The 20,206-nt window shown below is 33.4% G+C and carries 23 protein-coding genes and 1 riboswitch; of the genes, 9 read left to right on the forward strand and 14 right to left on the reverse strand.

All coding sequences use genetic code 11. The annotated features are described in order from the left end of the window. Positions 1 to 50: 50 nt before the first annotated feature. The 8 genes from ABD745_RS16140 to ABD745_RS16175 form a co-directional block, all read right to left on the reverse strand. Positions 51 to 1,055, reverse strand: a complete 1,005-nt coding sequence (locus ABD745_RS16140) for an MvdD family ATP-grasp ribosomal peptide maturase (protein ID WP_344832223.1) — start codon at positions 1,053 to 1,055, stop codon at positions 51 to 53. Next, the gene (locus ABD745_RS16145) at positions 1,048 to 2,004 is read right to left on the reverse strand and encodes an MvdC/MvdD family ATP grasp protein (protein WP_344832226.1); all 957 of its coding nucleotides are present in this window, start codon (positions 2,002 to 2,004) and stop codon (positions 1,048 to 1,050) included. The genes ABD745_RS16140 and ABD745_RS16145 overlap by 8 nt, the downstream gene beginning before the upstream one ends. Positions 2,005 to 2,098: 94 nt before the next feature. Continuing rightward, positions 2,099 to 2,320 (reverse strand): microviridin/marinostatin family tricyclic proteinase inhibitor, encoded by a 222-nt coding sequence (locus tag ABD745_RS16150; RefSeq protein WP_344832229.1) that lies wholly within the window; start codon positions 2,318 to 2,320, stop codon positions 2,099 to 2,101. Positions 2,321 to 2,349: 29 nt separating this feature from the next. Further along, the gene (locus ABD745_RS16155; protein WP_344832232.1) at positions 2,350 to 2,625 is read right to left on the reverse strand and encodes a microviridin/marinostatin family tricyclic proteinase inhibitor; all 276 of its coding nucleotides are present in this window, start codon (positions 2,623 to 2,625) and stop codon (positions 2,350 to 2,352) included. A 41-nt stretch (positions 2,626 to 2,666) separates the two neighbouring features. Continuing rightward, entirely contained in the window at positions 2,667 to 2,909 is a 243-nt protein-coding gene (locus ABD745_RS16160; protein ID WP_344832235.1) for a microviridin/marinostatin family tricyclic proteinase inhibitor, read from the reverse strand. A gap of 117 nt (positions 2,910 to 3,026) precedes the next feature. Beyond that, a complete protein-coding gene (locus ABD745_RS16165; protein WP_344832238.1) occupies positions 3,027 to 3,806 on the reverse strand; it encodes an alpha/beta fold hydrolase in 780 nt (259 codons plus the stop codon). Between the two features lie 85 nt (positions 3,807 to 3,891). Then, the gene (locus ABD745_RS16170; RefSeq protein ID WP_344832241.1) at positions 3,892 to 4,617 is read right to left on the reverse strand and encodes a pyridoxine 5'-phosphate synthase; all 726 of its coding nucleotides are present in this window, start codon (positions 4,615 to 4,617) and stop codon (positions 3,892 to 3,894) included. A 148-nt stretch (positions 4,618 to 4,765) separates the two neighbouring features. Further along, complete coding sequence (locus ABD745_RS16175) at positions 4,766 to 6,031, reverse strand: mechanosensitive ion channel domain-containing protein (RefSeq protein ID WP_047397869.1); 1,266 nt, start codon at positions 6,029 to 6,031, stop codon at positions 4,766 to 4,768. A gap of 166 nt (positions 6,032 to 6,197) precedes the next feature. Between ABD745_RS16175 and ABD745_RS16180 the strand changes: the two genes are divergently transcribed. The 3 genes from ABD745_RS16180 (at position 6,198) to ABD745_RS16190 (ending at position 8,450) form a co-directional block, all read left to right on the forward strand. Further along, the gene (locus ABD745_RS16180; RefSeq protein ID WP_344832247.1) at positions 6,198 to 7,373 is read left to right on the forward strand and encodes a carboxypeptidase-like regulatory domain-containing protein; all 1,176 of its coding nucleotides are present in this window, start codon (positions 6,198 to 6,200) and stop codon (positions 7,371 to 7,373) included. Between the two features lie 76 nt (positions 7,374 to 7,449). Next, positions 7,450 to 7,941 (forward strand): DUF456 domain-containing protein, encoded by a 492-nt coding sequence (locus ABD745_RS16185; RefSeq protein ID WP_344832252.1) that lies wholly within the window; start codon positions 7,450 to 7,452, stop codon positions 7,939 to 7,941. 11 nt (positions 7,942 to 7,952) lie between these two features. Then, the gene (locus ABD745_RS16190; protein WP_344832257.1) at positions 7,953 to 8,450 is read left to right on the forward strand and encodes a hypothetical protein; all 498 of its coding nucleotides are present in this window, start codon (positions 7,953 to 7,955) and stop codon (positions 8,448 to 8,450) included. Here the strand turns inward: ABD745_RS16190 and ABD745_RS16195 are convergent. The 4 genes from ABD745_RS16195 to ABD745_RS16210 all read right to left on the reverse strand — a co-directional run bounded on the left by ABD745_RS16195 (position 8,437) and on the right by ABD745_RS16210 (position 11,666). Continuing rightward, the gene (locus ABD745_RS16195) at positions 8,437 to 9,078 is read right to left on the reverse strand and encodes a uracil-DNA glycosylase (RefSeq protein WP_344832259.1); all 642 of its coding nucleotides are present in this window, start codon (positions 9,076 to 9,078) and stop codon (positions 8,437 to 8,439) included. The two genes, ABD745_RS16190 and ABD745_RS16195, sit on opposite strands and share 14 nt — an antisense overlap. A gap of 135 nt (positions 9,079 to 9,213) precedes the next feature. Then, a complete protein-coding gene (locus tag ABD745_RS16200; protein ID WP_344832262.1) occupies positions 9,214 to 9,717 on the reverse strand; it encodes a GNAT family N-acetyltransferase in 504 nt (167 codons plus the stop codon). A 53-nt stretch (positions 9,718 to 9,770) separates the two neighbouring features. Further along, positions 9,771 to 10,571: a helix-turn-helix domain-containing protein gene (locus ABD745_RS16205; RefSeq protein ID WP_344832264.1), complete on the reverse strand. Its 801-nt coding sequence runs from the start codon at positions 10,569 to 10,571 to the stop codon at positions 9,771 to 9,773. A 66-nt stretch (positions 10,572 to 10,637) separates the two neighbouring features. After that, complete coding sequence (locus ABD745_RS16210; protein ID WP_344832267.1) at positions 10,638 to 11,666, reverse strand: SDR family oxidoreductase; 1,029 nt, start codon at positions 11,664 to 11,666, stop codon at positions 10,638 to 10,640. 176 nt (positions 11,667 to 11,842) lie between these two features. Here ABD745_RS16210 and ABD745_RS16215 point away from each other — a divergent pair, with 176 nt between their 5' ends. The 5 genes from ABD745_RS16215 (at position 11,843) to ABD745_RS16235 (ending at position 17,141) form a co-directional block, all read left to right on the forward strand. Next, a complete protein-coding gene (locus tag ABD745_RS16215) occupies positions 11,843 to 13,990 on the forward strand; it encodes an endonuclease MutS2 (RefSeq protein ID WP_344832274.1) in 2,148 nt (715 codons plus the stop codon). A gap of 78 nt (positions 13,991 to 14,068) precedes the next feature. Then, positions 14,069 to 14,485 (forward strand): YcxB family protein, encoded by a 417-nt coding sequence (locus ABD745_RS16220; RefSeq protein ID WP_344832280.1) that lies wholly within the window; start codon positions 14,069 to 14,071, stop codon positions 14,483 to 14,485. A gap of 440 nt (positions 14,486 to 14,925) precedes the next feature. Continuing rightward, the gene (locus ABD745_RS16225; protein WP_344832282.1) at positions 14,926 to 15,588 is read left to right on the forward strand and encodes an ATP-binding cassette domain-containing protein; all 663 of its coding nucleotides are present in this window, start codon (positions 14,926 to 14,928) and stop codon (positions 15,586 to 15,588) included. A gap of 30 nt (positions 15,589 to 15,618) precedes the next feature. Beyond that, on the forward strand, positions 15,619 to 16,419 hold the full coding sequence (locus ABD745_RS16230) for a hypothetical protein (RefSeq protein ID WP_344832284.1): 801 nt from the start codon (positions 15,619 to 15,621) through the stop codon (positions 16,417 to 16,419). A 42-nt stretch (positions 16,420 to 16,461) separates the two neighbouring features. Beyond that, a riboswitch (cobalamin riboswitch) is annotated at positions 16,462 to 16,640 on the forward strand. A 117-nt stretch (positions 16,641 to 16,757) separates the two neighbouring features. Continuing rightward, positions 16,758 to 17,141 (forward strand): acyl-CoA thioesterase, encoded by a 384-nt coding sequence (locus ABD745_RS16235; RefSeq protein WP_344832289.1) that lies wholly within the window; start codon positions 16,758 to 16,760, stop codon positions 17,139 to 17,141. Between the two features lie 98 nt (positions 17,142 to 17,239). Here ABD745_RS16235 and ABD745_RS16240 read toward each other — a convergent pair whose 3' ends face one another. Continuing rightward, entirely contained in the window at positions 17,240 to 17,830 is a 591-nt protein-coding gene (locus ABD745_RS16240) for an HD domain-containing protein (RefSeq protein ID WP_047397855.1), read from the reverse strand. Positions 17,831 to 17,832: 2 nt separating this feature from the next. Next, complete coding sequence (locus tag ABD745_RS16245) at positions 17,833 to 18,519, reverse strand: XAC2610-related protein (protein WP_344832297.1); 687 nt, start codon at positions 18,517 to 18,519, stop codon at positions 17,833 to 17,835. Positions 18,520 to 18,818: 299 nt separating this feature from the next. Here ABD745_RS16245 and ABD745_RS16250 point away from each other — a divergent pair, with 299 nt between their 5' ends. After that, entirely contained in the window at positions 18,819 to 20,132 is a 1,314-nt protein-coding gene (locus ABD745_RS16250; protein ID WP_344832304.1) for a cytochrome P450, read from the forward strand. Positions 20,133 to 20,206: the final 74 nt, after the last annotated feature.

The following is a 20,206-nucleotide window of genomic DNA, read 5'->3' on the forward strand; positions in this document are numbered from 1 at the left end:
GGCTAAAGCCCGTTCCTATTGATATAAATATTCGTTTTTTAATTTAAATCTTAAGCCAAAACCATATTATTTCTTCTCGGAGCTTTGTCGCATAAAAGATCTGCGATGCTTTTAGAAATTTGGTTTTCTTCTGTAAGATTATCCAACCAGAAGAATTCTCCGGCTGCGTTGATTTCGATGAAATAATATTCATTTTCAGGAGAAACAATGATGTCGATTGCTCCATAATCGACGTGATAAACATCCAAAAGTTCTAATAATTTTGCTTCGATATCTGTCGGAAGTTCTGTCGGAATCCATTTATCTATAAGATTTACACCATCTTTTCTCCAGTCGATTTTTGCGGCTTCAGATTGTTGAGAATCGATTTCAAAAGCATACACATCGCGACCGACAATCGTTACGCGAAGTTCTTTTTTCTTTTCAATTTTCTTCTGAAACTGCATCGGACAATACAAAAGAGTATCTAATTCTTCCAATTTTTCTTCATTAATAACATTTGTGAAAACCACACTTTCTACTCCATCTTCATAAATCGCGAAACCTGTCTGCATTTTCGCCACTACATTTTGATGCTTTAAAATAAATTGTTTTGCTTCCTCAGGACTGTTGGTAATAGTAGTTTCAGGAATCTTCAACCCAATTTTATCAGCTATTTTTAACTGTTCTTCTTTGCTGTCCAGTCTTCTGTACACACTTGGTTTCCCCAAGGAATATGCATCTATCGATTCTAAAAATCCAAAAAGTGTATTGCGGACTTCTCCCATTGCAGCACCGTAAAATTTAGGATCTAATTCTTCTCTCAAACCATTTCCCATATTATAAGCTCTTCTGTACCACACTGCTGCAATATCGTCTAAACGGTATTTTTTTTCGGGAGTTTCAAGGATTGTGACCCATTCTCCATTCTGAAAGCTGGTTGATAATTTATTTTTAAGCGGATAATCATCTACGTCGAAACGAATGACTTCACAGTTGTTTTTATCGATGTATTCAGTTACTTTTTCAATTGAAAAGTTATCTCCTGTATGGGTAATTATTAAAATTTTATTCATTGGTTTTCATTCTTTTTATAAGGTTATCTGCAATTTTTTCTGCGATCGGGAAATTTAATTCTTTTTGGAGCATTCCCCATTCTCCCTGTGGATTAACTTCAAGGAAATAATAGTTACCGTCTTTTCCTTTAATCATATCAATGGCTCCGATGTAAAGTCCCATTTCTTTCATCATTGAGCTTAAATTAGCTTTAATATTTTCAGGTAAGTTATATTCTGCCCAGAAATAATCTCCATGGGCAATCCGCCAGTCGACATTCTCACTGTTATTGATTTTTCCTGTAAAAAATTCTCCATCCAGGCAGACGATTCTCAATTCATATTCCTTATTGATGTATGGCTGGAAAATCATCGGGCAATATTCAATATCAGAAATATTTTCTAAAGAATTTTCATCAATAATATTTGTTGAAAGCATATTTTCTCCACCCATCGACTTTGCAATGGCTCCGTGAAGTTTGGCAACCATCCTTCCATTACAATTTTCACGGAAAAAAGCGGTGATTTTCTCAGCATCATTGGAAAAAATTGTTTTTGGGATCGTTAAATTATTCTTTTGGGCAATTTTTAACTGAAACATTTTATTTCCATCAATTTTATTTTCATTTTCTAAAGGGTTGATCCACGGAACGTCCTGCAAAATAGTGAAAAGATTGTATCTGAGACCTGAATATTCTTTAAGAAAAATCCTTGTATAACTTTCATCCAATTCGCCAGGAACGGTGATTCCCCAAGCTTTTCTGTGCCAAACGGCTTTTATTTCTTTAGAATTAACTGTATTTCCGAATTCATCTGTCAACTCAAAAGAATCTTCATTCATACTAATTTTTTGAAGATGATTCAACCGATCAGAATTCAATCTGAAATACGGAATATTTTTAGTTTTTAAATACTCAAAAAAGATATCAATATTGTAAAAATCCTGAGAATGCGTAATACAGAGAATCATTTGCTGATTTTTTATTAAAAAAGGAAACTTAAAATGTAAGTTTCCTTTAATGTTACTATGTAAATTTGTTGTCTTTAAATAACAAAATTACTTTTTATACAGTTGGAACATCATCGTCACCATCAGACGGATATTTCATTGTATGTACCATATCCAAAGTCGGCTTAGTCGGCTGATCAGTGATTTTTGCAGTGATTACGCCATCCTGAGTAGCAATGGTAACATCTGTTCCTCCTTTGATTTTTTCAGGATCCTGAAGCTGTTTTTCTAAAAACGAAGCGAAAAACGGCTTCTTTTTTGAATCTTTGTTTTTCATAATATTTGGTAATTTGAATTTGATAATTTTTAAGGATGATAAGGCTCTAATCCAGGACCTCCGGGGTTAAAACCACCTTCATCGCTATCAGATGGATACTTCAACGTTACCGGAGTATCAGCTGCAGGTGTAGTTGTAGGGCTGTCTAAAGTTTTAAGCGTAAACACTGTATCAGAAGTTGGAAGTGTTACAATATCCCCAGTTGGACTTGTTGACAGACCTCCTCCCTGAATTTCTTCAGGATTTTGAATTTGCTTCTCTAGAAATGAAGCGAAAAACGGCTTTTTTTTGTCGTTGTTTTTCATAATGTTTGTAATTTGAGTTGTTAATATATGGTCAAGTTTTTTTAGATTTCATTTCCACCTTCATCACCGTCTGATGGATATTTCATTGTCTGAGCCATATCCAAAGTAGGCTTTGTCGGGCTATCCTGAAGAGAAGTAGTTACTGAATCTTTAAGCGGTGCAGTAGAATTATCCTCCAAAGCGGTAGTGATAGTTCCTGATCCTCCTTTGATTTTCTCAGGATCTTCAATCTGTCTTTCTAAAAATGAAGCGAAGAATGGCTTTTTTGACTTTTTGTTTTCCATAGTATTAATATTTAGTTATTTAGAGAAAACTAAAGTATTAAAAAAAATTCACACAAAGAAGAATAAAACTCTACTTTAAGAAAATTTTAACAAATTCAAACAAATAACAACATTATATTAATTTATATTCAAAAACTCTTTAACTACCTTAGCAAAATCAACAGGATTCTCTGCCTGAACCCAATGTCCTGCATTTTTCACCGTTACAATTTTAGCTTTTGGGAACTGCTGCTTGATGGCAAATTCATCCTGAGGAAGAATATAATTTGATTTTTCTCCGGCAATGAATAAAGTTTCACCTTCAAAAACACCAAATTTGATAGCATTAGAAACAAATTGATTGTATTTTTCGGATAAGGTTTTAAGATTAAATCTCCAATTTAATTTTTTATCATCGTCCCAATACAGATTTTTCGTTAAAAACTGAATGGTAGATCTCTCCGGAATATATTGACTTAATACGGCTTCCACTTCACTTCTTGAATTAACAGTATTAAAATCAACGGTTTCTAAAGCCTTAATAATCCCTTGATGATGTGGAGGATATGCTTTTGGAGTAATATCAACAACGATCAGCTTTTCTACTTTTTCGGGATACTTTATCGCGAATTGCATCACTGCTTTTCCGCCTAAAGAATGTCCTAAAATGCAGGCTTTTTCCATTCCGTAATGATCCATATAACGAAGAATATCGTCTGCCAGATCATCATGCGACATATCTTCAGAATGAAAACTTCTTCCGTGATTTCGAAGATCAATTAAATGAGTAGGTAAAAACTCTCCAAAATCTTTACCGAAAGTTCCCCAATTATCAAGCATTCCAAACAATCCGTGGAATACCAAAAGTGGCGTCGTCGAAAGATTTTCGCCAAATATTTTTGAATTTAAAATTTCCATATTTTTTATAAGATGTTAGAAGTTAGAAACCAGAAATTAGCAAAATGTACTGCCATACAAAATTCTAATTTCTAACTTCTGGTTTCTAATTATCCCATTTTGCCAATCTCTTCAAATACGCCTGAACTGTATTTTCCAATCCCATGTATAATGCTTCTGAAACCAAAGCATGACCAATAGAAACTTCCAATAAATTAGGAATATTGTCTGCAAAATATTTTAAATTATCTAAGCTTAAATCGTGACCTGCATTTACTCCCAATCCAAAATCGGCAGCTACAACAGCTGTTTCATAGTAAGGTTTTATTGCCGATTCTTTGTTTAAAGTGTAATTTTTTGCATAAGCTTCTGTGTATAACTCTATTCTGTCGGTTCCGGTTTTTGCAGCATATTCTACTAATTCCGGTGTCGGATCAAGAAAAATAGAAGTACGGATTCCCGCATTTTTAAACTCCGCGATGATTTCTGTAAGAAAATCCAGATGCTTTTTTGTGTCCCAGCCTGCGTTTGAAGTGATGGCATCATCTGCATCGGGAACCAAAGTTACCTGTTCCGGTTTTACTTCCAAAACCATATCAATAAACTGGCGGTGAGGATTTCCTTCGATATTGAATTCCGTAGTGACCAACGGTTTCAGATCATAAACATCTTTTCTTGTGATATGTCTTTCATCAGGTCTTGGGTGGATTGTAATTCCCTGTCCGCCAAATTCCTGAATTTTAATTGCAGCCTCCGTTACACTTGGTGTTTCACCTCCTCTTGCATTTCTGATAGTTGCAATTTTATTAATGTTTACGCTTAGTTTTGTCATTTTTTATTTAGATATTAGAAGTTAGATTTTAGAAGCCAGACTTACATTATTGTGCAAATTTTCACTTCTAATTCTAATTTCTATTGATATTATTTTACTCAAAAAAAGTCAGATTTTAAAACTAAATTTTAATATCTAATTTCTTCTATTATACTTTTACACTTACCTGCATCACCTGCAGATCAAACTCTTTTGAAGCAACCAGCAAATGGTCAAAAATATCTGCCTGAATCTGTTCAAAATGCTCCCATTTAGAATCATTTGCGAAACAATAGATTTCCAAAGGCAAACCTTGCGGCGTAATATCCAGCTGACGAACCATCATTGCTCCATTCTGATCTATGTCAGGATTATTTTCGATATATTTTTGAGCATAATATCTGAAAACCCCGATATTGGTAAGCTGTCTTCCATTTACAATTTTATCGCTGTGCTTCAGATTTTCTTTTTCTTTTTTTAGTTCAATACTTTTTCCTTCAAGATATTCTGAAATAAGGTTGATTTCCTTCAAACGATCAAAATCTTCTTCCGTTAAAAATTTAAAGGAATTAATATTGAAATAAATTGATTTTTTAATTCTTCTGGTATTGGATTCTGACATTACCTGAAGGTTTTTGATCTCCGTTGTCAGCAAATCATAAGTAGGAATTGAGGAAATTGTTTTATCAAAATTGGTAATTTTTGTTGTCAAAAGGCTTATGTCTGCAATGTTTCCTTCAATACTATATTTGGGAATACTTACCCAGTCTCCTACTTTCAAACTTTTTGAAGTTGCTACATGAATTCCCGTTACAAATCCTAAAATCGTATCACGGAAGACCAATACCAAAACCGCTGTAATTGCCCCTAAACTTCCGACAATCGTGGAACCTTTTATACCAAAAATAACACAGATCCCAACAATTGAAAAAATGAAAATACCTAAAATTTTCATGGTTTCGGAGATAGCATTCAAAGCCATGATTTTATAAAAATCCTGCTTGATGACAAAGTAGTTTCTAAATGCCGTTAACGACCGGTAAAGCATTCCTGCAATAATCAACACCAAACCAAGGTTTACCATTCTTACGATAAAAAAAGTAGTATTTGGTAAATGATTAGTAAAAATAAAATTCTGTATTCCTCCTACGATTGTTAAAGCAATAAAATGAGCAAAAGAATTGGTGACTTTAGAAGTTTTAATAGAATTCAGGATAGGATATTTTTCCTGGTTGTGAAAAAACCGTGAGCCGCTGTTAATAATGACCTTAAAAATAAAATCTATAATTAAAAATATCCCGATAAGCAAACCAATCTTTATAACAATATGAAGAATAAATTCCATTCCGGAAGGGGCTATTCCCGATATATAGTTATAAAGCACTTCACTCAGTTCCTGAATAAAATTCTTGGTATCTTGTATTTCGTCTTTCATTTACAGCAAATTTAATAAAATTAGATTCACTCCAACCCTAATAAAATAGGAATTTTTAACAACATTCAGGATAAATCATTAACGATTATTTAAAATTATTCCAAAATTTAAACCAAATTAACAATAAAATCACTAATTTAGTCTTCTAATACAAAAACTATAATCTATGAAAAAGTTTAACTTACTATTCATTTTTATTGTTCTCTTATCACTTGGCTCTTGTAGTTCGGATGTTGAAAATCCTGCGCAAATTACAACTGACAATACAGTGAAAACCGGGAAAGTTACCGGAAAAGTGATGTCACAAAACGGAACCAAACCTATTGGCGGAGCTTCAGTTTTTACTTTCGATGACAAGTATAAAATCTATTACACCACTTCCGATTCAGAAGGTAATTTCACTCTGGACGTACCGGTTGGAAGCCATACAATTAATATTCAAACAGGTAATGGTAGTAATTTCCGTACAGAAATTTCGGCAACAGTAAAAAATAATGAAACTCTAAGCCTTGATGCTACACAAACCAAGCTGAATCAGGTTGCAAAAATTGCTTATGTAAAAGGAGCATATGATAAAATTGAAGATATTATTCAGACTTTAGGATATACTGCGACAGAAATCACCAATAATGATCTTGCCAACCTGACTACTATTGCACAATATGATATCATATTTCTTAACTGTGGCTCAAGAAATAATTACTCTTCAAACCCAGCACTTTATTCTGTAATTGATACTAATTTAGCAACTTTTGTTGCTAATGGAGGAAGTATCTATGCTTCAGACTGGGATGTTTCATACCTAGTAGGCGGAACAAGTAATACCAATAACTGTTCGCTTGCAGGAGGATTTGTTCCTGATACAAAATTATGCTCCAAAAATATCGGAAACATAGGTACAGTAGGAGCTACGGTAAACAATGCGGGACTTACAACAGCTTTGGGATTCAATACACTTGGTATTGACTATGATTTAGGCGCATGGCAGAAAATAATTAATTACGATCCTACTTATTGGGAGGTTTTAGTTAAAGAAACTTCAACAAATGATGCTTTGATGATCAGAACTAATCATTTTACAGCAACAGGAACTCCTACCACTCCGATTGGAACGACAACAACATTCGTAACTGTCTGCATTACTCTTCCGGGAAATATTCAGGTTACTATTTCAGTTCCTCAGGTATTAGTTCCTTACCTTGTTGCATTGGGAGCAACAGTAGGGCCTTGCTCAGGATCTACAAACAGCGGATATATTTATTACACTACTTTCCATAATCACGCTACAGGAAACATTGGAAATGCAGGTGTGATTCTACAATATGTAATCTTAAACCTTTAATAAAAACTTCAGCTTAAACATGGAAGTGGCTTTTATGAAGCCACTTTTTTTATATCTTGCAATTAAAATTTTAAGAATGGATACAACATTAATCAATATTCTTTGTCTCATCCTTTTATTTTTGGGAATTCTGGGAACTTTTCTTCCTGTTTTACCGGGATTATTATTGAGTATTTGCGGTTTGCTGATCTATAAATTCGGAACCGATTCAGATTTATCGATGATCTACATTTGGGCATTTGGAATTCTGACCTTAGTTTCAGTTGTTCTAAGCTATGTAATTCCGGCAAAAACCAATCAAAAATACGGAGGAACACGTTGGGGAAGCATCGGATCAATTATAGGAACTGTTGTAGGAATGTTTTTACCTATTCCTTTAGGTTTTTTAGTCGGAATGTTTGCCGGGGTTTTCATCGGAGAACTTCTTCATGACAGTAAAGACATGACAAAAGCCTGGAAATCTACAAAAGGAGCCTTTATCGGATTTATTTACGGAACAGGTTTTAGTCTTGTGGTAGGTGTGGCAATGTTTTTGGTTGTAGTATTAGATATGTTAAATATTATTTAAAAAAAGAAATCATGCTACATAAAATTTTCATATTAAGTTTAGGATTATTGTTTTTAATAAACTGTAACGCTCAAAAAGAAACCAAAACCTCAACAAAAGTGAACGCCAATACAACCGGAAATACCAAAGTAACCAACAAAGACGGCGAAATCATTTACTTCAACGAAGGTGAAAATAAATTCCTGAGAGAATATCAAATGAATGTCACTTTCAAAGGAATTTCCGAGGACAGCCGTTGCCCGAAAGATGTTACTTGCATTTGGGCAGGAGTTGCCGTTGCACAAGTTGAAGTGATGGGAACCTCTACCCGACCGATGACTTTAAATCTTGCAAGTATGGACAACAAAGGAAGAAATTACAATAAATCTGCAGATTTTAACGGACTTACGATTTCCTTAGCCGATGTGCAGCCTTATCCCGGAGCGGAAAAAGGTGCAAAAGCATTAAACGGCAAATATAAAATCGGAATTACAATCAAAAAAGCAGGAGAAAATCTTACCACGAAATAGGTTTCTTTCCTTTTGAAACCAAGTATTCATTAATTTTTGAAAAAGGTTTGCTTCCGAAAAAACCTCTGTAAACAGAAAATGGTGACGGATGTGCAGATTTTAAAATAAAATGTTTAGCCGGATCGATGAGTTCGGCTTTTTTTTGTGCAAAAGCACCCCACAAAACGAAGACTATATTTTCTTTTTTATCTGAAATTTCTTTAATAATATAATTTGTAAATGTTTCCCAACCTAAATCTTTGTGAGAATTTGGAGTATGAGCACGAACAGTCAACGTTGCATTTAACAATAAAACGCCCTGCCTTCCCCAATCATCCAATTCTTTGGATGTTCTTACAATTCCTAAATCATCTTTTAATTCAATAAAAATATTTTTAAGAGAAGGCGGTGCGGCAACCTGCTCGGAAACAGAAAAACACAAACCATTTGCCTGAAAATCATTATGATAAGGATCTTGTCCGATAATCACAACCTCAACATCATCGAAAGGTGTAATTTCCAATGCTCTGAAAATCTGATTTTTTGGCGGAAAAACTTTCGTAGTTGCATATTCCTGTTTTACTTTTTCCCAAAGATTGGTAAAATAGGGTGTATTTTTTATGGGGGCTAGTATTTCTGTCCAGGTCATATATTTAATTTAAAATGAATTTTTTACACCCACTTTGTCATTCTGAACGAAGCAAAGCGCGTGAAGAGTCTTAGCAAATTTAATAATTAAAATAAAAACATAGATTTCTCCTTCGTCGAAATGACAATTGAAATGTTATTTTTTCAAGCTAAAAACCAAATTCTCGGGAAAACCTTCATCCTCTCTCCCCTTCTCTAAAGTAAAATCATGTTTCAAAAGCAGACCTTTTGAATTTTCATTAAATTTATTGGTCATTGCGACAATTTCCTGCAAATGTAATTCATTAAAAGCAAAATTTACAACTGCTGTCAACGCTTCCGACATGATTCCTTTTCTATGGTAATCGGGCAATAATTCATAACCAACTTCTGCAACTTTTCGATCTTCAGAAAAATTCCAGAGACAGATTGTTCCGATAAGATTTGTTTTATCTTTTAAAGAAATTCCCCAATAAAATGTTTTATCATTGCGGGTATTTTCTTTAATTGTTAGAATAAATTGCAACGCATCATAATTATTTTTCGGAGAATTTCTCTGCACGAATTGATTGATGACTTCGTTACTTCGAATTTTCAAAATATCCTCAACGTTGGCTTCGTTGATTTCTTTTAATACTAATCTTTCGGTTTCCAGTTTCATAACAACAATTTTGATCACTTAGTTTTAATTTTAAATATAAGCTTTATTTATATTCAATCTATGTCAGCTTTATTATTTTTACTTCCTGGCGACATCCCAAATTCCTTTTTAAACGCAAACGAAAAATGTGAAAGATCTTCAAAACCTAAATCAAGATAAATGTCAGCAGCCTTTTGCATTTTTTCTTCAATCAAAAAACGAGCTTCTTTCAAACGCCTTTTTACAAGCCACCGATTGGGTGTTTCATTGAATATTTGCTTAAAATCTCTTTTAAATGCTGATAAACTTCTGCCGGTAAGAAAAGCAAAACGTTCAATACTTACATTAAATTTATAATTTTTCTGCATAAATTTCTCAAGATCCAACCTGCCGGGAACACCAAAATCAAAAAGAATATCTGACAATTCCGGATGTAGCTGCAACAAAATAAGCAATAATTCTTCTCTTTTTAAATCAGAAAATGTTTCGTTTACATTTCCGGAACCATTATAATAAGGCTCTAGTGAAAGCAGAAAACTATTGATCATCTCGTCTTTTTTTAACATGATAAAAGCATCTTTTGAAGTATTATTCATAAATACTATGGAATGCTTCTTTTGAAAATCCTTTAAAAACGCTTCATCAAAAAAGAATACCACTTTTTCAAATTCATCATTTATTCTGACTTTATTATAACGAGCCAATCTGTTTTTACGAATAATACAGCTCTCACCAGCTTTTAGCGTCTGATGCTTATTACCGTCATATCCGTTCATCATTCCTTTTGCTACAAATACAAAAAAATGCTCCGAAATAAATTGCTCCTGTGAAATTGCCGGACCAACAATACATGATTTTATTTGAGAAATTTTCATTACCTGATTTTAATTTTACACCTTCATTTTTACAATAGATTTTTCATTTACAAATGTCATTATTTTTCACTTTACAATCTTTAATTCGATTAAACTTTTAGCGGTTGCCAAAATTGCTTCTTCCGTAGAATGTGGTTTCCATCCCAAAATTTTAATCGCCTTTTCGCTGCTTGCCTGTTTTATCATTCCTAAATAAGGCGTCACTGCTTTCAATTTAGGATTAAATATGGTCAGGAATTTAATAACCCAGCTCGGCAATTCTTTAGTTGGAACTTTTAGCGCATTTTCACCTAGATTTTTCCTAAGAACATTTGCTATATCTATAAGGGAGAAACCATTCCCGGCAACGGCAATAAAACGCTCTCCGTTTGCTTGCGGCATTGTCATTGCCTTAAAGTGCAGGTCGGCAACATCGCGAACGTCTACATAACCTGAGATTAATTTAGGGCAGAATCTCATCTCACCATTAAGCATTTGTTTAATATTTTGAATCGAATGTGAAAAATCATCACTCAAAACAGGTCCCAAAACTCCTGTAGGATTCACCACGGAAAATTCCATTCCTTCACCTTCATTTTTTATAAAATCCCAAGCTGCTTTTTCCGAAATGGTTTTTGATTTTTGATATGGAAATACAGTATCATTGAGTACCGTCCAATCTTCTTCCGTATAAGGTGTTTTTTTCACAGTTCCAAATCCAACCGCTCCAAACGCCGATGTAAGCACTACTCTTTTTACACCTGCTTTTTTTGCAGCGCGCAAAACAAAGAGCACCCCGTTTTTCGCAGGAATAACAAAATCATCTTCTGTAGTCGCATTTGTATATGGCGTAGGTGATGCAACATGGATTACATACTGACAACCTTCAACAGCCTTTTGCCAACTTGATTCATTCTCTAAATCGGCTTCTGCGAAAGACAAATTATCAAAAGATCGAATGCCTCCCTTTTTCAACATCTGTTTTACCAATTCTGATTTCTTTAAAGATCGCAATGTCGCTCTGACTTTATAACCATTATTAAGTAAAGCAATTATACAATATGAAGCTATAAACCCTGAGCCTCCTGTAACTAATACTGTTCCTTTTGTTTCCATTTTAGAAATTTTAATAGAACAAATTTCAGGAATGAGCGACAAGATTCATTTGTTCAAAGGTCCAAAATAATTTGTTTAAAAGTCCAGAATTTTTAATTTTTTAAATATTTACAGTCTTTTTTTCTTCTAAATATCAAATATATGTAATAATCACATTTTCTCACTAAATTTGCATTGTGTATATAAATAAAGAAGATTTAAACGAATTAGAGTTTCCGCAATTGCTCGCGGAAATTTCTCCTTTTGCATATTCTCCGAAAACGAGAGAAAAAATTCTTCAACTTCGTCCGATGGAAATTGACGAGGCAGAACTTTCTTTGAAAAAAACTTCCGAATATCTGTCGAGTTTTGAAAGTTCAAATGCGATTCCGTTTGATGAATATGAAGATATTGAAAGTGAGCTAAAAGTAATGCTGATCGAGAATTATCGTCTGGAAAACAGTGCTTTCATCAAAATCAAAACCATCACGGAGCAAATCGGAAAACTCCAGAAGTTTTTCCCAACCATGCCTGAAACATTTCCTACTTTGATACAGGACGTTTCTGTCTTGGAATTTAAAAAAGAAATTATTGATAAAGTTGACAAAGTTTTTAACCGTTTTGGAGAAGTGAAAAGTGAAGCTTCACCCGTTCTAAAAACGTTGAGAACAGAAATTCAACATGCTAAAAAAGCAATCACTGAAAATTTCAACCGTGTTTTGTTTAATTACGGACAAAGTGATTTCTTAGATGATATTCGTGAAAGTATTATAGAGGATCAAAGGGTTTTAGCAGTAAAATCAGCATATAAGAAAAGAGTTCCGGGACGAGTGTTGGGACTTTCAAAAACAGGATCGATCACATACATTCAACCTGACAGCGTAGTAAAACATTACTTCAAACTTAAAGAAAATGAAGAGGAAGAAAAGAAAGAAATTGATAAAATCCTTAGAAAATTAACGGCAGAACTGGCAGAATTTCAACCTCAGCTTTGGAAATATCAGGCTTATATTTTTGATCTTGATTTAACGAGAGCAAAAGCAAAGTTTGCAGAATTAATCAATGGAGTTTTACCGAAAATTAACCGTCATAGAACTTTAAGATTAAGAGAAGCTTTTCATCCTTTATTATTTTTAAGAAATAAGGCAGAAAACAAAACTATTTTCTCCCAAACACTGACTTTGACGGATCACAACAGAATTATCTGTATTTCCGGACCCAATGCTGGTGGAAAATCGATCACATTAAAAACTGTCGGATTGCTTCAACTGATGATTCAGAGCGGAATTTTGGTTCCGACTCATCCAAAATCTGAAATGTTTTTCTTTGATAAAATCATGACCGATATTGGTGATAATCAATCTATTGAAAATCATCTTTCAACATATTCTTCAAGATTAAAGAAAATGGGCGGAATCATTCGTGAAGCCGACGCAAATACCCTATTACTGATTGATGAATTTGGTACAGGTTCTGATCCGGAATTGGGTGGCGCTTTGGCAGAAAGTTTCCTTGAGTTTTTCTATGATAAAAAGAGTTTTGCGATCATTACGACTCATTACACTAACATCAAATTGGTGATTGAAGAGCTTCCTAATGCAGAAAATGCAGCGATGTTGTTTAATGAAGAAACGTTGGAGCCGATGTACAAACTGGAAGTCGGACAAGCCGGAAGTTCATTTACATTTGAGGTTGCTGAAAAGAATAAAATCCCGAGGTTTATCATTCATTCTGCAAAGAAAAAAGTGGAACACGACATCGTGAATCTTGATAAAACAATCGTAAAGCTTCAGCAGGAAAAATACGAAGTTGAAAAACTGAAAACTGATCTTGCAGAAAGAAAAGAATCTGTAGAAGACAAACGCGATAATTTACAAAAACTGAACGAACAGCTTCAACAGAAACTATTCAATTTCCAGAAATTATATGAAGAAGAACACCGTAAACTTCAGTTTGGAAATAAAATAGAATCCTTTATTGACAGCTATATAAAAGGAAAATCGAGAAAAGATGTCGTGAAAGATTTTGTAAAAATTCTGGAACAGGAAAAATTCAGGAAAATCGGAGCCGATAAGGATGAAACGAAGCGTCTTCAGGTGGTGAAAAGAAAGATCACGCAACAATTGAAGAAAGAAGAGGTTATCGAAAAAATATCGGAAACCAACGAAAAACTGGAAGAAAAACGCATCACAGACCGCGCTGTCTGGATGAAAGTAGGACAACGCGTCCGTATTACAGGAAGTACGAGTGTGGGTACGATTGAGAAAATTTCCAGAAAAAAAGTTATCGTGAATTACGGGACTTTCAAGACGACGATCGATGCAGATGAACTGGAGAGAATTTAATTTTTATTTATGACTGTAAAAACGCACATTACATTTAAGGATTTTTTTATATTTCATTTGAAAAATTCAGTAATAAGGATGATAATATATCTTGTAATCCTTTTAACTGTTCTATTCATAAATCTTTATAATGCTGAAGATGATAGTAAAGAATATTTGAAATTGATGTGTACTTTTTCCTCTATTATCTTTGTGTTTATTATAATACGCACTTATTTTAGTCTGAAAAATGCTTTTAATTCCAACAAAAAAATTCAGGAAGGTATTTCTTACACTTTTACGAATGAAAAAATCCGTACTGAAGGCGAAACTTTTGACGCAGAATTTGAGTGGAATACAGTTTATAAGGTAAAAGAAAATAAAGACTGGTTTTTGATTTATCAAAGTGCACAGGTTATGAATATGGTTCCGAAAAAGTATTTTACAAAAGAACAGATTTTGGAACTCAGAAACATTATTAAAAATAGCGGTGTAAAAGCCAAGATACAGAAATAATTAAATTTGATTAATAAAAGAGAGTGTAGTTAATAACTATAACTCTCTTTTTATTTTTATTTTTTGAGGAATTTTAATCAGGTTCCGTTTTCTCAAAATCCATGAAATATTTAAAAATATTACTTATAAGTACATCTTTATTTTTTTAATCTATTACATTTGAATATGATCAAAAGTTTTAAAGTTCTGTGGATTTTCTATTTTAAATTACTAATCCCGGCTGTTTTATTTTCTATTCTTATGGATTCGCAGTTTGGATTTTCTATCAACGGTTTTGGATTATGTTTTCTTGTATTTTTGCCGTCGCTTCATTTTTTAATTTATGAATTAAGGTTAAAAAACGAATATATTTTTTATGCAAATTTCGGGTTTTCAAGGCAGTTTCTTTGGATAACAACCGTTTCAATTGGTTTAATTATAAACATCATCACAAAGTTTTTATGAGTAAATTACATGTTGACAGCGTTACAAAATCTTTCGATGAAAAGAAGCTCTTAAAAAATATTTACATAAGCTGTGAAACAGGAAAAGTAGTTGGATTATTGGGAAGAAACGGAACCGGAAAATCTATTCTGCTGAAAATTATTTTCGGAATAGTGAAAGGAGATTCACAATTTATCAGGGTTGATGATAAAGTTCTTCAACATCAGATAGACAGGAAAGGCAGAATTTCTTATTTACCGCAATATTCTTTCCTACCAAAAGGGATTAAGATCAAAAAACTGATTTCACTTTTTTGTACTCAAGAAAATTCAGATAAACTTTTTAAATTAGAATTAATAAAACCTTTCCTTAATGAAACCTCAGGAAATCTTTCCGGCGGTGAAAAGAAAATTATTGAAGTCTTATTAATCATTTTTTCAGATTCTAAATTTATTTTGCTGGATGAACCGTTTAACGCATTATCTCCAAAAATCATATCTGAAATACAGAAAATCATAAAAGAACAGCTGAAAGAAAAAGGAATTATTATTTCCGACCATCGTTTTCAGGAAGTTTTGGATATTTCGGATGAAGTTTATATGCTTTCTGATGGTTATTTAAAACAAATTAAAGATTTAAAAGAATTGCAACAGAATAATTATCTACCCAAAAGTATTTAATTTATATATTTGAACTGTCAAAAAAATTTCATGATGATTTCCGTAAACAAAGCGTTTTATTTATCAGTTTTCAGTGTTCTTTCTATGGCTTTTGCAAAAGGTCAGGATAAAGTTCCTTTCGGTGTTGTAAAAGCTGAGGAAGGTTATGCCATGGTACGTGTTCACAAAGATGACTACCGAAAAATCATCGATAAAATCCGTATGAAAACCGGTGACGTTTTTGTTTACGTAAAACCCGCCCCGGGAGAAACGGAATGGATCTGGATCAAATATCCTGAAAAAGATGATACCGATAAGCCTTTTGTAAGGTACGACAGCATCAATAAAGAAGGAATGGTGAATAAAAACCGAGTTGTTTTTGTTGATAAATTACCCCAATTTACTCCTTCAAAATCTAAAAACGGGAAATCATTAATTTTTACTGACGACAGCAATCCAAAAATCCCGGGAAACCAGAGAACAAAAGTTATCATTGATATTTATCCTTCAAATGCCGGTTTCCGTAAGCAGGAAAAAGATGCGGACGGAAATATCATTAAAATTGACAAAACAAAAACCTGGGGAATCGGCAAAGAGCTACCTCAAGGAATGACCGAAATTAAATCTGTCCGAGTTCAACAACCGGGAAGAGGTTCCGTTTTTGTGAGAGATGCCATTAAAAATATGTTTCAGCCAACAATGGATTTCAATAATGTCGGAGTTACGGCTATTGATAATGACCATATTTTTCTTTACATGATTAACGGTTCCGGTGAAAATCGATACACTACGATCTGGACAATCAAACAGGCAAAAGTTGAAAGTCAGATCATTTACAAAAACCCTGAATAATTCATCAATAATCATTATTTTTGCCGTTGAAAAGTTATAAATATATAGCTTTTGGAAATTGGTTTTGCTTAACTGCAGATTAAAAGGGAATCGTGTGAAAATCACGGACTGTCGCGCAACTGTAAGTAACCGAAGTCTTTATAAAAAATCCACTGTGCAAGTCATGGGAAGGAAATAAAGATGTTACAAGTCAGGAGACCTGCCTTTTTCTTTAAACAAAAAACTTTCGCGATTTGAAGTTTATTGATCTTATAGTTTGTTTCAGGAATTTTGATGTTCTTGAGATTTCCTGATTTGTTTCAATAGTATTTCATCTCGCTTTAATTTAATAATGAAATATGACTACAGAAGAAAGAATTGAAGCATCCGAAACACGAATTTTTAAAGCAGTTTTTCCCAACACAACCAATCATTATGATACGCTTTTCGGAGGTACTGCGATGCAACTGATGGATGAAGTGGCTTTCATTGCTGCAACAAGATTTGCCAGAAAGCGTGTAGTAACCGTAAGTAGCGATAAAATTGATTTTAAAAGATCTATTCCTGCAGGAACAATTGTGGAACTGATCGGAAAAGTTTCCCACGTCGGAAATACCAGCATGAAAGTAAATGTAGAAATCTACACCGAACAAATGTATTCTTATGAAAGAGAAAGAGCCATTGTCGGTGATTTTACTTTTGTGGCGATTGATGAATTTAAGAAACCAATCTCAATACTATAAAGAGCTCCGGCGACCAAAGGTCGCCGGAGTCAATATTTCCAAATGTTTATTCAAGAGTTTCGGCGGGCTTTGCCCGCCGAAACTCTTTATCCAAAAAATTATTTCAAAACTTTTTCAGTTTCTAAATTTTTAATTAACAAATGTTGAAAAGCCTCTCCCATTTCATCAGAAGCTCTTACAATAGCATTCTCCAACATATTTCTGATTTGTTTTTCTGTAACTCCGGCTTCCGTCCAGCTTTTTCCGGAAGTGTGAGAATTTAGAATAAAAGGCATAATCCTGTCGATTGCACAAGCGAAAATTGCATCAGGAGTTTGTTCTTCTTCAAATTCCAGCCACATATTGAAAAATTCTGTTCTCAATGGTTCATCCAGAATTCCGAAAATCTTTTGAGCTGAAATTTTTTCCCTTTCAAACTTTCCGACCATTGCCGCTTCATCAAATAAAAAAGTATCACCAGCTTCAATTTCTACCAAATCGTGAATTGACAGCATTCTGATCACCCTTAACAAATCGATATCTGCTCTGTTTTTCGCATATGGAAATAAAATCTGAGCTAAAATGATAATTTGCCACGAATGTTCCGCTGTATTTTCTCTTCTGGAGTCATCTGCATTGTAATTTCTTCTTTGTACATTTTTTAAGGCATCAACTGCCAGAATAAAATCAATCTCTTTTTGTATCTTCATTGTTAATCTTTATAATATTCGTTTATTGGATAGGTTTTAACATTTTGTATCCATTTATCATTAATAAATTCTCGTTTTGTCACGACAACGTTCTCACCGCCTGTTGCATCTTCCTCCAATTCATACACTTTAAATAATCCTCTTTGCGGAAGAACAGAATATTCTGTCGTCATATGCCAACAACAACCTGATTTTGAATAGGTAATTAATCTTTTCCGTTCAGAATCCGTATTAAACATTCCCAGATTTTCGTGCGCAAGAGCCGTTAATTCTTCACTCGGAACAAACTGTTTTTTAGTAATATTAAAAACATAAATATCGTAAGAAGGTCCGCCGTACCCGCTTTCATTTCCGTTTCTGATGGCAATATCTTCTGTCCCGTCAAAATTAAAATCATCAAAAATCAACGGACTCTGCTCATCATATAACTGAATGATATTGGCTGTTGGTTTCTGATCTTCATTTAAATAAAAATTCAGATCGTCGGAAATTAAGGTTTGAAATTTTTTAGAAGTATTTTTATCAAATAATTCTATCGTAGCCTTTCCTTTACATTCTTCTTTGTCACAATTTTCAACATTAATTTTAACATCATAGTTTTTTGATGCATCTTTTAATTCAAATTGATTTTGACCGAAAGCAATTGTTCCCAAAAGAATAAACGGCAATAAAAATCCTGAGTTTATCATGTGTGATTTTATTTTAATTGAATTTTTTTAGCAAATTCTATACAAAAATAGGGGTTTTGATTTAAAGCTTTTGATTTTAAAGACGCAAACTAAATTTAAAATACAGCTTTAAGGCGCAAAGATTTTATCTTCTATAAAATTTAATACCTCAGATTTTCATGCGCCTTAAAAAATTCATCAAGACTAAAAAACCTTTGCGCCTTTGCGATTGACCAAAAAACTATTTTATTGAAGATTAAAGCACGTTAATTTTAAACAAGATCCAAGGATAAGTTGTATTTTTAGTTTAAATATTTGATATGATTCAAAAGTTCAATTATCCAACAGAAATTAAAGGGAAAAGAAAGTTGTATTCTTTATTTAAAGGATTGAAAAATCCGTTGGAAGTCATCAGCGGAAACCATCGCATTTTAGGCGACAATTATTATATCAATGCAAGTTTTACCAATAAAAACTTTATTTTTTCTCAGGATAAAGAATTCACAGAATATATTTTAAAGCAAAATCATAAAAATTATTATAAATCCGAAATACAATCTGTCACTTTAGGAAAATATCTTGGAAACGGCTTGCTTACCAACAACGGAAAAGATTGGCTGAAACAAAGAAGATTGATTCAACCCGGTTTCAGTAAAGCAAAAATTGCGAATCTGGTTTCTATTATGGAAGAGGAAATTGATAAAGCTTTTCAATCATTCAAACCTGATCAAGATGTCGATCTGTACGATTTTTTTCATACACTTGCATTTAATATTGTTGCGAAAACCCTTTTCAGTTCTGATATCGATGAAGGCAAGGTAAAAGAATTAGGCAAAATTATTACGGAAGTTCAGGAGGTTTTTGCGAAAGAAGTGCGTTTGCCTTTTTATTCTCAAGTTTTGAAATTTTTGGGTGCCATCGATAAAACGATTAAAAAAAGCAACAGATCAAAAGCCATTATTCAAAGTGTTTTGGATAAACGACGAAGTTCGGGAGAAGAGAAAAATGATTTGCTGGATATGCTGATTCAGACAAGATATGAAGACATACAACTTCCGATGTCCGATGAACAGCTCGTTGATGAAATGCTTATCCTTTTCATTGCCGGTCATGAAACAACTGCGAATGCTTTAAGTTTTATCTTTTTTGAGATCAGTCAGAATCCTGAAGCCGAGAAAAAATTAAAACAAGAAATTGCCGAAGAAGGTGAAAATATTTTTACTTCTGAAAGTTTAATGAAAAAATCTTTCACTTCAAATATCATTAAAGAAGCCATGCGACTGCATTCTCCTGCTTGGGCAATCGATCGACAAGCTTTGGAAAATGACAGCTTCAAAGAATATTCGTGGTCGAAAGGAACTTTAATTATCCTTTATATAACAGGTTTACATAGAAATCCAAAATATTGGAATGATCCAGATTCTTTTATTCCTGAGCGTTTTGATGATGAAAATGCAAAAAACTTTGCTTACTATCCTTTCGGAGCAGGTCCCCGACTTTGCATCGGTGAACACTTTGCGATGATGGAAATGGCTCTGGTCGTCCGTAAATTCTATAAAAAATTCAGTTTTATATCATATCAGAACCAATTAGAGAAAAAAGCACTTGTATGGGGCTTAAAACTAATTGTCTAAAAGAAAAGGATACCAAAAAAGCCCTAAAAAGCCCTAAAATACGATAAAAATTGCCTTTTTTTGAGGTAATGTTT

Source organism: Chryseobacterium ginsenosidimutans (genome assembly GCF_039536845.1).
Lineage (GTDB): Bacteria > Bacteroidota > Bacteroidia > Flavobacteriales > Weeksellaceae > Chryseobacterium > Chryseobacterium ginsenosidimutans_B.

What these genes read in the sequence shown, in the direction of transcription:
- ABD745_RS16140 (WP_344832223.1), bottom strand. Translation starts at nt 1,055, where the DNA reads ATGAATAAAATTTTAATAATTACCCATACAGGAGATAACTTTTCAATT.
- ABD745_RS16145 (WP_344832226.1), bottom strand. Translation starts at nt 2,004, where the DNA reads ATGATTCTCTGTATTACGCATTCTCAGGATTTTTACAATATTGATATC.
- ABD745_RS16150 (WP_344832229.1), bottom strand. Translation starts at nt 2,320, where the DNA reads ATGAAAAACAAAGATTCAAAAAAGAAGCCGTTTTTCGCTTCGTTTTTA.
- ABD745_RS16155 (WP_344832232.1), bottom strand. Translation starts at nt 2,625, where the DNA reads ATGAAAAACAACGACAAAAAAAAGCCGTTTTTCGCTTCATTTCTAGAG.
- ABD745_RS16160 (WP_344832235.1), bottom strand. Translation starts at nt 2,909, where the DNA reads ATGGAAAACAAAAAGTCAAAAAAGCCATTCTTCGCTTCATTTTTAGAA.
- ABD745_RS16165 (WP_344832238.1), bottom strand. Translation starts at nt 3,806, where the DNA reads ATGGAAATTTTAAATTCAAAAATATTTGGCGAAAATCTTTCGACGACG.
- ABD745_RS16170 (WP_344832241.1), bottom strand. Translation starts at nt 4,617, where the DNA reads ATGACAAAACTAAGCGTAAACATTAATAAAATTGCAACTATCAGAAAT.
- ABD745_RS16175 (WP_047397869.1), bottom strand. Translation starts at nt 6,031, where the DNA reads ATGAAAGACGAAATACAAGATACCAAGAATTTTATTCAGGAACTGAGT.
- ABD745_RS16180 (WP_344832247.1), top strand. Translation starts at nt 6,198, where the DNA reads ATGAAAAAGTTTAACTTACTATTCATTTTTATTGTTCTCTTATCACTT.
- ABD745_RS16185 (WP_344832252.1), top strand. Translation starts at nt 7,450, where the DNA reads ATGGATACAACATTAATCAATATTCTTTGTCTCATCCTTTTATTTTTG.
- ABD745_RS16190 (WP_344832257.1), top strand. Translation starts at nt 7,953, where the DNA reads ATGCTACATAAAATTTTCATATTAAGTTTAGGATTATTGTTTTTAATA.
- ABD745_RS16195 (WP_344832259.1), bottom strand. Translation starts at nt 9,078, where the DNA reads ATGACCTGGACAGAAATACTAGCCCCCATAAAAAATACACCCTATTTT.
- ABD745_RS16200 (WP_344832262.1), bottom strand. Translation starts at nt 9,717, where the DNA reads ATGAAACTGGAAACCGAAAGATTAGTATTAAAAGAAATCAACGAAGCC.
- ABD745_RS16205 (WP_344832264.1), bottom strand. Translation starts at nt 10,571, where the DNA reads ATGAAAATTTCTCAAATAAAATCATGTATTGTTGGTCCGGCAATTTCA.
- ABD745_RS16210 (WP_344832267.1), bottom strand. Translation starts at nt 11,666, where the DNA reads ATGGAAACAAAAGGAACAGTATTAGTTACAGGAGGCTCAGGGTTTATA.
- ABD745_RS16220 (WP_344832280.1), top strand. Translation starts at nt 14,069, where the DNA reads ATGATAATATATCTTGTAATCCTTTTAACTGTTCTATTCATAAATCTT.
- ABD745_RS16225 (WP_344832282.1), top strand. Translation starts at nt 14,926, where the DNA reads ATGAGTAAATTACATGTTGACAGCGTTACAAAATCTTTCGATGAAAAG.
- ABD745_RS16230 (WP_344832284.1), top strand. Translation starts at nt 15,619, where the DNA reads ATGATGATTTCCGTAAACAAAGCGTTTTATTTATCAGTTTTCAGTGTT.
- ABD745_RS16235 (WP_344832289.1), top strand. Translation starts at nt 16,758, where the DNA reads ATGACTACAGAAGAAAGAATTGAAGCATCCGAAACACGAATTTTTAAA.
- ABD745_RS16240 (WP_047397855.1), bottom strand. Translation starts at nt 17,830, where the DNA reads ATGAAGATACAAAAAGAGATTGATTTTATTCTGGCAGTTGATGCCTTA.
- ABD745_RS16245 (WP_344832297.1), bottom strand. Translation starts at nt 18,519, where the DNA reads ATGATAAACTCAGGATTTTTATTGCCGTTTATTCTTTTGGGAACAATT.
- ABD745_RS16250 (WP_344832304.1), top strand. Translation starts at nt 18,819, where the DNA reads ATGATTCAAAAGTTCAATTATCCAACAGAAATTAAAGGGAAAAGAAAG.